Annotated in this window: 16 protein-coding genes and 1 pseudogene; 5 read left to right on the top strand and 12 right to left on the bottom strand. The window is 58.7% G+C overall.

Features of this window, described 5'->3' with window-relative positions; all coding sequences use genetic code 11:
- Positions 1-562 precede the first annotated feature (562 nt).
- Entirely contained in the window at positions 563-994 is a 432-nt protein-coding gene (locus FHW83_RS21335; RefSeq protein WP_218106387.1) for a DUF4440 domain-containing protein, read from the bottom strand.
- Positions 995-1,084: 90 nt separating this feature from the next.
- On the opposite strand from FHW83_RS21335, the gene FHW83_RS21340 reads away from it, so the two are divergent.
- From FHW83_RS21340 to FHW83_RS21350, 3 genes are read left to right on the top strand one after another with little or no spacing between them, the layout of a single operon-like run.
- Complete coding sequence (locus FHW83_RS21340) at positions 1,085-1,519, top strand: antitoxin Xre/MbcA/ParS toxin-binding domain-containing protein (RefSeq protein ID WP_155465591.1); 435 nt, start codon at positions 1,085-1,087, stop codon at positions 1,517-1,519.
- Positions 1,520-2,215, top strand: coding sequence for an RES family NAD+ phosphorylase (locus FHW83_RS21345; RefSeq protein WP_176648377.1), 696 nt, complete (start codon positions 1,520-1,522; stop codon positions 2,213-2,215).
- A gap of 2 nt (positions 2,216-2,217) precedes the next feature.
- Positions 2,218-2,547 carry a DUF2288 domain-containing protein gene (locus FHW83_RS21350; RefSeq protein WP_176648378.1) on the top strand — a complete coding sequence of 110 codons (330 nt, stop codon included), beginning with the start codon at positions 2,218-2,220 and terminating at the stop codon, positions 2,545-2,547.
- On the opposite strand, the gene FHW83_RS21355 is transcribed toward FHW83_RS21350, so the two are convergent.
- Positions 2,548-4,404, bottom strand: a complete 1,857-nt coding sequence (locus FHW83_RS21355; RefSeq protein ID WP_218106388.1) for a carbohydrate-binding module family 20 domain-containing protein — start codon at positions 4,402-4,404, stop codon at positions 2,548-2,550.
- A gap of 236 nt (positions 4,405-4,640) precedes the next feature.
- On the opposite strand from FHW83_RS21355, the gene FHW83_RS21360 reads away from it, so the two are divergent.
- Both FHW83_RS21360 and FHW83_RS21365 read left to right on the top strand, forming a co-directional pair.
- Entirely contained in the window at positions 4,641-5,561 is a 921-nt protein-coding gene (locus FHW83_RS21360) for a family 43 glycosylhydrolase (RefSeq protein ID WP_176648379.1), read from the top strand.
- Entirely contained in the window at positions 5,561-6,244 is a 684-nt protein-coding gene (locus FHW83_RS21365; protein WP_176648380.1) for a hypothetical protein, read from the top strand. The genes FHW83_RS21360 and FHW83_RS21365 overlap by 1 nt, the downstream gene beginning before the upstream one ends.
- A gap of 18 nt (positions 6,245-6,262) precedes the next feature.
- Here FHW83_RS21365 and FHW83_RS21370 read toward each other — a convergent pair whose 3' ends face one another.
- The 10 genes and pseudogenes from FHW83_RS21370 to FHW83_RS21410 all read right to left on the bottom strand — a co-directional run bounded on the left by FHW83_RS21370 (position 6,263) and on the right by FHW83_RS21410 (position 14,164).
- Positions 6,263-8,311, bottom strand: a complete 2,049-nt coding sequence (locus FHW83_RS21370) for an alpha/beta hydrolase domain-containing protein (protein ID WP_176648381.1) — start codon at positions 8,309-8,311, stop codon at positions 6,263-6,265.
- A gap of 42 nt (positions 8,312-8,353) precedes the next feature.
- On the bottom strand, positions 8,354-8,809 hold the full coding sequence (locus FHW83_RS21375) for a YbaK/EbsC family protein (RefSeq protein WP_176648382.1): 456 nt from the start codon (positions 8,807-8,809) through the stop codon (positions 8,354-8,356).
- A 9-nt stretch (positions 8,810-8,818) separates the two neighbouring features.
- Complete coding sequence (locus FHW83_RS21380) at positions 8,819-9,889, bottom strand: DUF4272 domain-containing protein (RefSeq protein WP_176648383.1); 1,071 nt, start codon at positions 9,887-9,889, stop codon at positions 8,819-8,821.
- A 14-nt stretch (positions 9,890-9,903) separates the two neighbouring features.
- Positions 9,904-10,743: an aldo/keto reductase gene (locus tag FHW83_RS21385; RefSeq protein ID WP_176648384.1), complete on the bottom strand. Its 840-nt coding sequence runs from the start codon at positions 10,741-10,743 to the stop codon at positions 9,904-9,906.
- Positions 10,744-10,756: 13 nt separating this feature from the next.
- Positions 10,757-10,951 carry a DNA-binding protein gene (locus FHW83_RS21390; RefSeq protein ID WP_176648385.1) on the bottom strand — a complete coding sequence of 65 codons (195 nt, stop codon included), beginning with the start codon at positions 10,949-10,951 and terminating at the stop codon, positions 10,757-10,759.
- A 92-nt stretch (positions 10,952-11,043) separates the two neighbouring features.
- Entirely contained in the window at positions 11,044-11,466 is a 423-nt protein-coding gene (locus FHW83_RS21395; protein ID WP_176648386.1) for a hypothetical protein, read from the bottom strand.
- A 247-nt stretch (positions 11,467-11,713) separates the two neighbouring features.
- Positions 11,714-12,016 carry a hypothetical protein gene (locus tag FHW83_RS21400; RefSeq protein ID WP_176648387.1) on the bottom strand — a complete coding sequence of 101 codons (303 nt, stop codon included), beginning with the start codon at positions 12,014-12,016 and terminating at the stop codon, positions 11,714-11,716.
- Between the two features lie 11 nt (positions 12,017-12,027).
- A complete protein-coding gene (locus tag FHW83_RS30855; RefSeq protein WP_373997248.1) occupies positions 12,028-12,477 on the bottom strand; it encodes a PoNe immunity protein domain-containing protein in 450 nt (149 codons plus the stop codon).
- A gap of 9 nt (positions 12,478-12,486) precedes the next feature.
- Positions 12,487-12,720, bottom strand: a pseudogene (locus FHW83_RS31100) (PoNe immunity protein domain-containing protein); the annotation flags it as partial.
- A gap of 937 nt (positions 12,721-13,657) precedes the next feature.
- The gene (locus FHW83_RS21410; RefSeq protein WP_176648388.1) at positions 13,658-14,164 is read right to left on the bottom strand and encodes a hypothetical protein; all 507 of its coding nucleotides are present in this window, start codon (positions 14,162-14,164) and stop codon (positions 13,658-13,660) included.
- Positions 14,165-14,167: the final 3 nt, after the last annotated feature.

Consider the following 14,167-nt stretch of genomic DNA (forward strand, 5'->3'; position numbering starts at 1 on the left):
GCCAGGCGCAAAATCCCAATAATCTGCTCGTCGGTAAATCGTTTCTTCATCTAGCCTCCATGTGTAAAAATATCATGAAGACTAACCAGCCGCATAGCTACAAAGTTCCGATCAGGTCAGTCCAGCTAAAGACCTGTCCTTTGAAGATCTTGAAAGCGCGCTAGATAAAGCGTTGAAATTTGACTGATGATTCTTGAGCAGCCATGCGGCGGCGTTCGGCTGCGGATTCATGGGACTCGACCTATCGAACGTATCTCAGGGAGAGCTCGACGCGGTGGCAATTCGGTTAAACGGTCGGCCAAGAAAGACGCTATACTACGATACGCCGGCTCAACGATTTAAACGATGTGTTGCGTCGACCGGTTGAATCCACAGCCAATAGTAGACATATACAACTCAATGGAATATTGAGATTCGGGCAGAAATTTTGGCGTCCTGCTGTCCATTTTTTAAATATGGCACCCCATCTCGGAGATGAGGCTATCCGGATGTGGGTGAAGGAATTAAATCTGAGCAACGGTCGCTTTATCAACATGCACTTGTAAAAGCCAGAATGGCATACCTACCGGCAAACCTCACTGCCGCCATCGAAGACTATCCGCCAGGTCTTGGGCGCTTCCAGCCGCCAGATGGAGTTGAAGCGCGCGATCAGCTTGCCGTCCGGCGCATAGACCGGCCCCGAGGTGCGCGCCAGCGTGCCGGAGGCCAGCACGTCGACCTGGTCCGGCTCCCATGAGAATGGCGCGGCCGGCTTGTCGAAGAACTTCTTCCAGCCGTCCGCCACCGCCTGCTTGCCGCGCTGGGCGCGCTCGCCGGTCTCGAAGATCGTCTCCTCGGACAGGAAACTGACAAACGCCGCATGGTCGCGCGCCTTCATGGTGGCCGCGAACGCGCGCTCCACATTCGCCACTTCCTCCTGTATGCCAGTGAATACCGGCGCCGCATGCGCCCCTACGGTCAGCAACGCCGCCAGCGGAAAAGCCATCCATTTCATTGTGATCTCCCTGTTTGTGGATCGGAAAATACTAGCACGGTTGCCTTTTATCCGAAAAAGGAGTATAAAGACTCCATTACCGGAGGATTTATGCTCAACTACGCCTACCCCCGCAGCCGCTTCGAACCGACCGTACTGGTGGATCTGAACGCCAAGGCCGAGCGCGAGCGGCTGTCCAAGTCGGCCCTCAAGGGCTTTTTCAAGCTGGTCGCCACCTGGAAGGTGCGCGATGAGGACGCGCGCCAACTGCTGGGCGGCCTGTCCAACAGCGCCTACTACGACTGGAAAAAGAATCCGGAACGCACGTTGGAAGTCGACTGTATCACGCGCATTTCCTACCTGCTGGGTATCTACAAGGCGCTGCACATCATCTACGGCGACAAGCTGGCCGATGAATGGATCAGCCTGCCCAACAACAACCAGATCTTCGAAGGCCGCACGCCGCTGGCCTATATGCTGGGCGGCGGCCTGCTGGCCATGCAAACCGTGCGTCAGTTGCTGGACGCGCGCCGCGGAGGTCTGTAAGTGCCGGTCAGCCTCGTTCCATCCCTGCCCCTGACCACGCTGCGCCAGTTCGACACTTGCCGCCTGTTGCCCTCCCGCTTCGCGGACCTGGAGGATTCCGTCCTCGCGCCGCTGGCCGAGAGCGACGATCACCTGAGCGACCTGTTCGAGCTCGACAACGCCACCAACGCCCGCCTGCGCGCGCAAAACAGCGGCTCGGCCGGCATCAACGTCGATGAACTGGTGTTTGGCGTGCCGAACTTCCGCATCGTGAACGCCGCCTTCACCTATGCCCGTCCCGAGGGCAGCCGCTTCAACGACGGCCGCCGTGGCGCGTGGTACTGCGCGTTCGATGCCGAGACCGCGCTGGCGGAAGTCAGCTTCCATAAGGCGGTGGAATACGCGGAGATCAACCGCTTCGACGACAGCGTGCAGTATCAATGCATGCTGGCCGACTTCACCGCCAGCTTCCACGACCTGCGCGGACAGGCGCGCTATGAGGACTGCCTGTCGCCGGACAGCTATATCGCATCGCAAACGCTGGCCGAACGCCTGCTGGACAGCGGCTCGCTGGGCATCATCTACCCGAGCGTGCGGCACGCGGGCGGCACTAACCTCGCCTGCTTCCGCCCCGCGCTGGTGGGCAATGTTCGCAAAGGCGCGGCCTATCGGTTAACATGGCAAGGTGGCCCTGTACCGAAGATAGAAATTATTTAAACATGCAAACCAAACCAGAAAAAGACCTCGAACTCCGCGACAAAGTAAACCGCGAAACAGCACGCCTGCCTTGGACCGAGCTGCTCAAGCATTTCGCGCAGGGGAACGTGGTGTGGGTGGCCAATTCGCTGGATCTGGTGGATGTCGCCGTGCGTATCTCACACGACGACAAGGCCAACATCAGCCAGTGGATGAATGCCGGCCTGCTGGCCAAAGTCAGCGACCAACAGGCGCAGGAATGGCTGACCACGCACGCCCAGCTGTGGGCGTGCGTGGTCAGCCCGTTTATTCTGGTACAGCAGGAAAAAGCCGTACCAGCCAACATCCACTGATCAGAACTTGAAGCTGCCCGCGTCCAGCGTCAGCGTGCCGCCGCATGCTGGCGTGGTGGCCTCGCGATTGCCGCTGGCAGTCGACTGATTGCTCTCCCAGACGGTGCTGACGCCGTATTTCATGAACTTATACTGGAAGGCCGTCGCCGGCGGCAACTGGAAGGTGCGCGACCACGGCACGTTGGCGCCGCTGCCTTCGATGTTCAACTGATTGCTGCTGCCCTGCACCCAGTTGCCCAACTGCGCCAGGTTGCCGACCACATAAACGTTCTGGCCGAAGACCGTATTGGCGTTCGCCACGCGGAAGGTCACCGGCACCGAGGTGCAAGTGCCACCACCACCGCTGCCGCCGATTTTCTGATTGACGTGCAGCGCCACCGCCGGCACCACCGAGCCGCCATTGGCCGGAATGCTCACACTGATCACGCCATTGCTGCCCACGGTGACGCTGTCGCTGCCGCACGCGGTGCCGGCGGCGTTCAGCACGCCATGCACCACGTTGCAGTAAGTCCCCGCCGGCAGTCCGGTTTGCAGCGTCGCGTTCCACACAGCGTTTTCATTGTTGATCGCGACAAAGCCTTTGGCGCCACGGCCGAAGGCGATCTGGTTGCCGGTGCCATTGGTGAAGTAATCCACGCCCTGCCCCGAGGTGGCGGCGCGGAACGCCACCATGTTGGCGATATCGCTCCAGCGGTGGATGAAGTCCCAGTTCTGGTTAATCAGCGGATTGCCGCTGGCGTCGAACGGACTGGCGCTTGGCGGCGCCTGATCGTAGCTGGTGAAGCGGAAGCCGGAATGCAGCTGCGCCGAACCGTACGGCCACGCCAGCATGAAGATGTTGGCCAGGTCGTAGCGCTTGGTGCCTTGCGTGTCGTTGGTGGTGCCCGAGACGTAGTTGCTGGCCACCAGCGAGCTGCCGTTGCGCTCCGTATCCCAGTTGTTGACGAACACCGTCGCCTTATCGCTCGGCACAAAGCCCCAGGTGCCGCCCCAGTTGCCCGGGGTGCCCATGATGGAGCGGATCTGCGACAGGTTGGCGCCGTTCTCGTTGCGGAACACGGCTTTCATCGCATAGGTGAACTGGAATTCGTTCAGCGTGCCATTCGGGTAGTAATCCGAGCGCACCACGTTGCTGTCCGGGATGACCTCCTGCGTCACCCACAGCGTTTCGCCGGAGGTGGTGGTGCGCGTAACGCCGTTCAGGATGGCCGTGATGTCGGAAGCCAGCATGTGCTTGGCGGCGTCGAAGCGGAAGCCGTCCACGCCCATGTTGATCAACTTGGTGAGGAAGTTTTTGACCTGGCCTTGCACATAGGTCCCTTCCGTCTTCAGGTCCGGCAGGCCGCTCAGGCGGCAGTTGACCACGTTGTAGCGGTTGCCGGGCGAACCGTAATCGCCACCTGCGATATCGCAGGCCGGATGGAAATCGCTGCCACTGAAGTACGGATAAGTGAGCGACGACGAATTCCAGGTCGAGCCATCCGTCGCCGTGCCGGCGCCGGCCGCAAGATGGTTGACCACCACGTCCACATACACGCGCACCTTGGCGGCGTGGCAGGTGTTGACCATGGCCTGGAATTCGGCCTCTGTACCCATATTACTTTTCAACGAAACGAAGTTGACCGGCTGGTACACGTCCCACCACGCGCCCAAGCTGGCCGAGGCCTGCGGCGGCGAGACTTGTACCGCGCCAAAGCCTTGCGGCCCGAGCCAGTTGGTGCACTCCTTGGCGATATCGTTCCACTTCCAGCGGAACATCTGGACCGAGGTGTCGGCCGGGTTGAAGGCGGCGTGCGCCGGCCCCGTTGCGGCGCCGGCCAAAATGCCGGCCGCCAGCAGCGATTTCATGATTGTCATGTGCGATCTCCAGTGTAGTTATGATTCGGGAAACAATGTCTCCCGCACAAAATGTAGCAGAACTACAGTAAACAGCAATCGTGCTCAGCACATGGAAGCGGTGCCATTCTGTTCTTTGTAATCAAAGTACAACAGCGATACGATTCCGCGCATCGCGCGCGAACAAAAAGTCATTGGACGCTCGCCCGACCGGCGGCGCAGCATGAAAAGACACAAAACACAACAACGGAGACCTTATGTTCAAGCACCTGAAGCAAGGGGCGGCGTGCGCTATCGCCCTGCTCGCCCTGTCGGCGCAAGCCGCCACCTGGACCCTCAGCGGTGACCTCGTCACCCACGACCCCGACCTGTACAAGGAAAACAGTACCTGGTGGATCGTTGAAACGAGCGACACCGGCATCGGCGTCAAATACTCGGCCGACGGCCACGCCTGGAAACAGGGCGTCAGCATTTTCGGCAATGGCCTGTCGTGGTGGGGGCAATACAATGGCAACAGCAAGACCGTATGGGCGCCGGATGTCCATGTCTGGAACGGCAAGGCCATTTTGTATTACGCCGTCTCGACCTTCGGTTCGCAGAAATCGGCCATCGGCCTGGCGACGGCATCCAGCATCGCCACCGGCAACTGGACCGACCAGGGCGTTGTGCTGACCTCGGCACCGGGCGGTGATTTCAACGCCATCGATCCCAACTTCTTTGTCGACAAAGCCGGCCAGCCCTGGCTGAGCTACGGCTCGTTCTGGACCGGCATCTACACCACCCGCGTGGATGCGAACACGCTCAAGCCGATCGGCTCGCGCTACCATCTGGCAGCCGACAGCAGCGGCATCGAGAATGCCTTCATCATGTCGAACGGTTCTTACTACTACCTGTTCGTTTCCAAGGGCACTTGCTGCGCGGGCGCCAACAGCACCTATCACATCTCCTACGGCCGTTCGACCAGCATTACCGGTCCTTATCTCGACAAGAACGGCGTCAACATGCTGAATGGTGGCGGCACCACGCTGGACGCGGGTGGCGGACGCTTCATCGCGCCGGGCGGCGAATCGGTCAGCAACGGCGTGATGGCGCGTCATGAACTGGACAGCCAGAACGGCTACAACGGCGTGCTGTTCATGAATGACCTGACCTTCGTCAACGGCTGGCCGACTTACTGATGCGGCAGCGCCACGTACTGGCCGGCGTGGCGGCGGCGCTGTTGGCGGCGGTGACGGTGTACGTCCCGCAGCCGACAGCCGAAGCGCCAGCCGCCGCGCCGCCCACGGAAGCGCGCGCGCCGACAGCGGCCGCCGCGCGCTTTCTGCGTGAGCTGGGAAATGGCGATCCCGGTTCGCAAATCGAGATCGCGCTGACCGACACGCAAGACCTGATCGCCGATTTCGCGCTGCGCGAGATCATGGATTACTACCTGCTGGGGCGCAGCGACGCGGACCGCCTGCAGGCGCTGACCGATCATCTGCGGCGCACATTGCCGCCTGCGGCTGCGCGCGATGCCGAACAACTGGCGCAAAGTTATAGCGCCTACCTGGCCGAGCATGACACGCTGCTGGCCGCCCAAAACTTCCAGGAACGGCCCGATCCTGGGCGGCTGGCGAGCTGGCAGCAGCAGCAACGCCAGCTGCGCCTGCGCATGCTGGGCCCCAAGGTCTACGAGGAATGGTTCGGCAACGAGGATGCCTATCTCACGCAAGCGCTGGCGGAAGCCTCCCAGCCCCCAACCGGTCCGCCAGCGAACGAGGACGAGGCCCGCCACCGCGAGCACATGCGGCAAGTGCTGCGCGATGCGGTTGGCCCGGCGCGGCCAGCGTCACGTTATACGCCGCAGGCCAGCATCAACTAAGCGCGGTGGCCCGCGCGATCACTGCGCGAACAAATAACCGCACTCCGCGTCGGCTGGATCGCGGGCGAGGATGCGGTCATACAGGCCGACGTTTTCTTTCATGGTGCGCTCGACATCTTCAGCCAGCAGCAGGCCGGCGGCGACCTGGCGTTCTGCCGCCGCGCGCACTGCCGCCACGTAGGCATCCCGGTTGGGGTAGCGCGCTTCCAGGCTTGGGCGAGGATCGCCAGCGGCCACACGCTCCGCTTCGGTGCGGGCGAACGGCACAAAGCTGCCGTCGAAGCGCGAGGTGGCCCAGGCGAAGCCAGTGTCCGGCGCGCGCAGATTCCAGCCCGTGTGCGTGCCGAGCGGCGCCTGCAGCTCGACCAGACGCACACCGCCCTTGTCGTTGCCATCCGCGTCCGGCGTCGGCACGCGGGTTTCGAAATCGTCGCCGTGTTTTGGCGGGACGATATCGGCAATGCCTTGGCTGGCGAAGCGCGGGCCGAAGTTCAGGCGTGGCTCGCGCAGGTTCTGCTCCGGCGGCGTGATACCCAGCCCTTTCGGGAAGATGGCGCGGTAATCGGCCACCGTGGTCAACGTGCCGTCCGCCAGCCGCGGGTAGGCGCTGGCCGGCGGTTGCGTGCCTTTGACAGTCCAGTCGTCCAGCGCCAGGATCAGGGCGCGCATAGGCAGATAATGGTCGCTGGTCGATACGCAGGCGGTGAACGGCGCGCGCTTGTTGGAGCGACCGACGTAGTGCTGCGCCCCCATGAAGCCATAGATGCGCACATTGTCGGCCGGCGCCACATCGCGCTCCCCATCCGGGGTGGTGGCGATCAGCGAGGCGCCGCGATTCCAGAACTCGGTGGAGGTGTTCGCGTAGAACAGCTTGGGCAGATTGCCTTGCTTGTCGCGCGCCTTGTCCAGCGTGGACGCAGTCTTGCCGGTGGCCGGATCACGCGTCGGCATGCTGGTGAACGGGAAGGCATCGGCCGGATAGTCGTGTTCCTCCATCATCGACGGATGGCGGGTCGGCTGGGCGAAGCGGCTGTTGAAGCCCGCCGAACCGCCGGCGCCAGGCACCTGCAGATAAGCGCCGCTGAATACCAGCTTGCCGCCTTCGTCGACGTTGAGGCCATCGCGCATCATGCGGCCGATCAGGCGGCCGGACTGGCTGATGCCGAACATGAGCACATTGCGCGGCGCAGGCGCTCCTTCGAACGGATGGTCGCGGAAGTACGACAGCAGGTCGCGGATGCCGGCCAGGCCCGCGCCGGTGACGTAAGGATCCCTGGTGACGTAGGTGATCTCGTAAATCGTATCCGGCTTGAAGCCGCCATCCAGTTGCACGCGGCCCGGACCACCCTTCAACTCAGGTTCAACGAAGCGCCATGCGCTGCGCGGGATGGTCTTGCGCTTGTCGTCGGGCCGTGTGCGCTCGGTCAGTTGGGCGTGCGGGTCGTTGGGCGTGGCCGGTTCGTAGGTCAGGCCCCGCATGCCGGCGTAGGTGACGATGTCGGTGGGCGCATTGACGGTAAATTCGTTTTGCACCTTGCCCTTGGCACCTTTGGCCACCGGTGGCGCGAACACCAGCGGACGCGGCGCCGTACCAGCGGCCGGCACGGTTGGCGCCACATCCCACGTCCAGGCGGAGAACAACAGCGAGAAGCCATGGCGCATCAGGAAGCCATCGCCGGCATCGGCGGCGGTGCTGGGATCGTTGTTGGCCGGGCTGCGGCCGTTGACCTGACCGAGGATGGCGATGTTGCCGCGGTTGTTCACATCGTAGAGCAAAGTGGTCGGCTGCGCGGCGGTTGGGCGCAGCAGCACAAACTCGCTGGAGAACAGCACGCGGCCTTGCTTGTCGCGCGGGGCTTTCTTCAGATCGACGATGGCGGCGTTGGCTGCGGCCTTGGGATCGAGCGCGAAGTGGGCGATGCCGCGTATCTTCTCATACGCGCCGTACTCGCCAAAGCTGACGCCTGGCGCGAACGGCACACGTTCAACTACTTGAATACGCTCCACCGCGGCGTGCGCCGTGCTGACCGCCGCCGCCATCGCCAACATTGCCAAGTTGCGTTTCATCCCGCGCTCCCGATAGGTAAAACACCTATCGTAACAAGGCGCTTAGCAGACGTCCACCCACTGCCCTTCGGTGACGGCGGCCAGCATGGCCGGGGAGATGCGGATGGCGCTGTTGATCGAGCCAGCGGCCGGCAACACCTCATCGAAGTTCTTGAGCGAATGGTCGAGAAAGACCGGCAGCGGCTGCGGCAGGCCAAACGGGCAAACGCCGCCGACCGGATGGCTGGTCAGTTCCACCACCTCCTCCGCAGACAGCATCTTGCCCTTGCCGAAGGCGTCCTTGAATTTGCGGTTATCCACGCGCGCGACGCCGCTGGCCACCAGCAGAATCACCTTGCCATCGGCGACACGGAACGCCAGCGTCTTGGCAATGCGGCCCGGCTCCACGCCGTGCGCTTCCGCAGCCAGCGCCACGGTGGCGGTACTGGCTTCGGTCTCGATGATGGGCAGTTGAATATCGCGCGCGTCGAAAAACGCGCGTACAGATTGCAGGCTCATAGATTTAACTCAGGTAGGCGTATCGACATCGTCCCAGTCGCGATCCTCGAAGCGCACCAACCAGTTCAGGGCGTGGTGGCGTTCTTGCAGCACGCCGTCGTTCAGGTTGGCGGGAGCCGGCATCTTTTTCAGAATGGCCTGGCGGCTGGCCCAATGCTGGCGGTAATGCAGGTCCAGCACGTCCAGCAGCTCGGTGGCGGAACGCGCGACGGGCTGCTTGCGCAAGCCTTCGGTGCCGCGATCGATCACCGTGCTGGAGATCGCCGACACATCACAGATCGCATCCGCGAACGGCAGTTCGGCTTGCAGCCCAATCGCCCATTGCAGCACGAGGATAGCCTCGTAGCGCCACAAGAACTGCGCGATCTCGTGTTCGGACGGCGTCTCCTGCGCGAGGAAAGCGCGTTCGGCGTCGGTCAGATTGGCGAAGGCTGGCGGAAAGCGCTGCCGCAGGTCGGCCACTGTGATCGGCGTCTTGCTGGTCAACGATTCAGCGCGAATGGCCACCACGAACAAGGCCAGCATGCGGCGCAGGATGTCTTCCGGCTGGCGCTGACGCAGTTCCGGCTCGGACACCAGCGGCGGCAAATCGGCCGGCACGTCGACCTTGCGCGCGGCCAGCTGCTGCTCGCTGCGCGCCTTGCGCTGCCAGGCTTGAGGAGGATAAGGCACCACCGCATTGGGATCGCCATCGCCAGTGACCGCAAGCAGCACGCGCCCCTGCGGATCACGCACACTGCCATCGTCCATGAAGACAATCGCGTTGGCCGCTTCCGCCCAGGCGTGAAAATCGGCCATGTGGGCTGGATCCACGGCGAGGCTGATATGGTGCTGCGTGCGTTGCAGGTGACGGATCACGTGATAGCGGGTGCGGCTCATGGCGCCCTGCCCTTGATCGGCCAGCAGATGCATCATGCCGTTCAGGTGCGGCGCCAGCTCGCCGCCGGACAGGTCGCGGCGGCCGTTGATCACGTGCGGGAAGGCTGGCTTGGGCACATCGCCCACCGTGCAGTAAGCGTTGAGCAGAACGTGGTTGCTGATGTCTTTCGATGAAAACAGCTGCTTGAGTCGATTTAGCATAACAATTTATTCATTTATCGCATGTCGAGCGCGCGGCGACGGCGCGGCGGCGGGAATGCCTTATCCAATGCGGCCAGATCATCGGTGGAAAGCCGCAGATCAGCCGCGGCGCGGTTGGCGCGCAAGTGTACAGGATCGACGGCCTTGGGGATAGCAATCACGCCATCCTGATGCAGCACCCAGGCCAGCGCGACCTGCGCCGGCGTGACGCCATGCGCATCGGCGACCGCCCTGAGGCCGGGATTATCCAGCAACGCCGCCTGCTCGCGGCCCGAGGTTTCCAGCGGCGAGTAAGCCATGATAGGCATGCCCTGCGCACGTGCCCACGGCAGCAGATCGAACTCGATCCCGCGCTTCATCAGGTTGTACAAGACTTGATTGGTGGCCGGCGCGCCGTAAGTCTGCGCCTCCTCCATGTTTTCGAGATCAAAATTACTGACGCCGTAGGCCTTGATCTTACCGGCCTTCTTCAGCGCTTCGAAGCCGTCGAAGGTTTCGGCGAGTGGGTGATGGCCTTGCCAGTGCAGCAGGTACAGATCGATGGTCTCGATCTTCAAGCGCCGCAAACTGCGCTCGCAAGCCTGCTGCACACCGTCAAAGCTGGCGTTATGCGGATACACCTTGCTGACAATGAACGCCTCATCACGCCGCCCAGCGATGGCGGCGCCCACCACCTCCTCCGCCCCGCCCTCGCCATACATCTCGGCGGTATCGATCAGCGTCATGCCAAGATCGAGGCCAAGCTGCAAAGCCCGCACCTCATCCTGCTTGCGCGCCGCCTTCTCTCCCATATTCCACGTGCCCTGCCCGAGCGCTGGTACCGCGCGCCCAGTTCGGAAACTGATTTCTTTCATGCCGCTTCCTTATCTAAACGGTACGCGCATCTTTCGCGACCTGCGCCATCCCACGCGCCCTCGCGATATCGTTTAAGACGCTGAGTAGAAACTCCAGATCATCCGACTCCAGCGCCGCCGTCATATACTCGGCAGCCACAACGTCGTCATGCAAATACCGGCTTGCATCAAATGGTATCAATTGCTTGGTCGGTTTTTTATTGCTCATGACAATTCATCCAAAATTTTCTGAGCGCGTCCTTAAGATTACCGTCCTCCGTTCGCCTCAAGCGCGCAGCAGCCCGTTTTTCTTCCAGGAGTTTACAGGCCGGAGCGTCCCAACCAGATATCAATAACCGAACGTGGGCAGGTCCTCGGCACTGTCGGCACAGCCACCTTCGACGCCGGGTCGGTCACATCATACACGCGGCTCATGCAACGGGCGGTTCCTTGCCAGACAAACTCCACAAGATAGGTATGCTTGCCCTCGGGCAGGAAGGACATAATTACGGGTCCACAGTTGCCCTTGGATTTGGTGTCCTGCCAGTTACCGTAGCTGGCAACCTGAACCGCCTGGCCGGCCGGCACCGAAGCTTCAAGCTGATCGGAAACACTGCTCACCTTCTCCGTCAGCTTGACGATCCACGGCAGCAGCACATTCTCGCCCTTGTCCCGCACCGTACCTACTTTTTGCAGGTCCTTGCACGTCAGGTCCGCAGCGCCAATCGAGTAATCGACATTCATCGGCATTCCGGTGGAGCGCATCCAGATCCGCGAACTATTATCCGGCACAGCGTCCGTAAGCCCTGGCGGCTTCGCCGGAGGCGTAGTTGCGCAACCCGAAACCAGCAGCCCAAGCAAGATTAATGGCAGCGATAATTTGAAAACAATGAGTGATTTAAAATTTGAGATCATTACTGAGTCATTCGGTCATAGACAGCCACAGCCGGGGTACCCATAAACCAGCACGGCCTATCAAAGCGCTCCCTGCTTATATCAAGCCAACAAGCTTAAGGTCGCGTACAAATACATCAACTTCATCGTTGGGAACTCCGGCTAAGATGTTATCCAGCCCATCAGCTCTTATCCGATTCGCAATATTTTCTCTTAGCTTAGCATCCCAATCAAAATACCATCCACCAGAGATAACCAAAACAACAACATCCCACATCAAATTTTCAATTGAACGTTCGAATCCGCCTTCAAAAACACAGGACACATACCCTACTATCTCGCTGTGTGAATGACCACCTTTTAAAGCCCGATCCCTGCAATAATCAAAATAAGCATCCAACGCGTAGGATTTTAGTCACCGAACAGTATTTTAAAGAAGCCAGGTTTCGGCGTGACGCGACTGATATGCGTGCTTGGTCCGTTTGGACGCAACAAGTCGCCGGGATAATGTTCATGTCCCAAGCAGAGCGTATCGTCTATATCAAACGCTTTTGCCGCAACGGCAGCCTCGACGCACCAACGCCCAAAATAGCTTCCTCTATCAAGCGGATTCTTTACCGGATCGCCGTAGTCGTACCACCACACTTCGTCTTTGCCTTTACGAGCCAGTTCGGAATACCAGTTATCCACGAACTCGCGTAGCAGTTGGGGACGATGTTCAGGCAAAGCCTCGATGGACTTCAATAATCTCGCATAAGGTTTACGATGCAACAGTTGGGTGCCAATGGTCCGGTCCTTTTGGCGGGCCGCCATGACGCGGTCGAGCAGCTCATCCTGCCCAGCTGTGCCGATCAATGTCACCAGACGATTCCACTGTTCATCTGGAATCTCTAGTGTAAGCGCCAGCCCAACTAACCAGAAGCACCAGTTATAGTGATTCAAATTGCTAAGCTCGAATATCCAATCGCGGCAGGTATTCAGATTGTGCTCTTTACATACAGCTTCGGCCAAACGGTTGGACAGTTCCCACATGTCATTCACGCCGCTGAAATTCGAACCCAACTCAGCAAGAGAATCTCCGTGCGAATAACGCTCATATATTAGCCGGAGAAATTCAAATGCAGCATCAAGCGCGTACTGAAGGTCATAAGTGGATTCAGGCTTGGCGCAGCTAAAAGTGAACGCATTTTTATTACACGATCCTGACTATGCTTAACCCACTTATTCCAATATTCTGACTGGCCCATCACGTCACGAATCACGGTGTAGCTTCCGACATATTTTTAATACGAAGAATTATTTTGGTGGATCGACAGGCTGGGCGTTACCTAATGAATCCAAAACCTGCACTTCGGTAGAGCCGTCAGGTCGAGTAGTAACCACCCTGGTTTCAGTGCATCCTCCCTTGACTTACTTTTCCCAGTAGTCGCTTCAGGTTGACTGCGTTTGCGGGCCGTGTTTCTGCTCGAACCGTAGAAAGTCCCTGCTAATTTATTTTGAATGAATCATCACCCTGATAGTTCTTTAAGTAAAGTCTGAAAAGTTAAATTTTTTCTCTACTTCAACTGGGCCAGAAAGCACGAATTCACGCCAAGCATTCAAAATGATATAAAAATTATTTATTGAAATCTTCTCAAGACAAGCTTCTTCGTACAACGAAAAGATTTCAACTTCAGAACGTTCAATGTTTACTGCTCAAGATTCTCTGCTCCAACTACTAAAAATAGCCTCTTGATGAAGGACTGAAAAGTACCTCCTGCAAACCCTCATCTATCACTTCTATAGACTTTAAATAAGAAACCCCACCATCATCGTAGAGTAAACATGCCAATGGACTAATATCATAATTATTTAATTTATCAGATAGGCATCGTGGAGAAAAAGCATCGTGATTTTCCCCCCCAAAAGAAAATGATATTCGTCATTAACCTTTACCTTACTAATGGGCTTCTCGCTCAGGGGTCTACCATCATGAGCCGTAGTGGTAGTACGTCGATGCGGGCCGCGATTTATATGCCTGGAATGGTCCACACTAGAAAAATTATTCGATAAGCATTATTGGCAATTCTGCGTATAAAAGATCTTCCTTTTCCATCACCGTAAAATTCATACGATCAACACATACAATTACGCCAGGCGGAGATATATCATCTAGCGCCATTTTTTCAGATTTTGAAAAAAAACAGAACGCAATTTTATCAATCCACCAAGCTGCAGGAGCGTCTTGCAACTCTTGAAAATCGAATCCAACCGTTTCTTTCTGAATTTTAACCAGATGATTTTTTGCGATATCCCTAGCCTCATCTTTTCTAAGACTACTCAATCTATATTTATTGCAAATTGGATACGCTTCAACACCAATTTTCCTCAGGACCTTCGTGACCCAAAGCGCCTCAAGTTGAGTAATAGACAGTCCCAAAAATCCGTTGTCATCAGTACGGAGATTTTTCTCCATAGAAGAAAATACAGGATCAACGGAAAAAATCCTGGACAATCTGGCATCGGAGAATGAAAATTCACGTGAACAGCAAATATCATAATTCTTCATAAA

Origin of the sequence: Duganella sp. SG902, assembly GCF_013376005.1 — a bacterium.
Classification (GTDB): domain Bacteria; phylum Pseudomonadota; class Gammaproteobacteria; order Burkholderiales; family Burkholderiaceae_D; genus Rugamonas.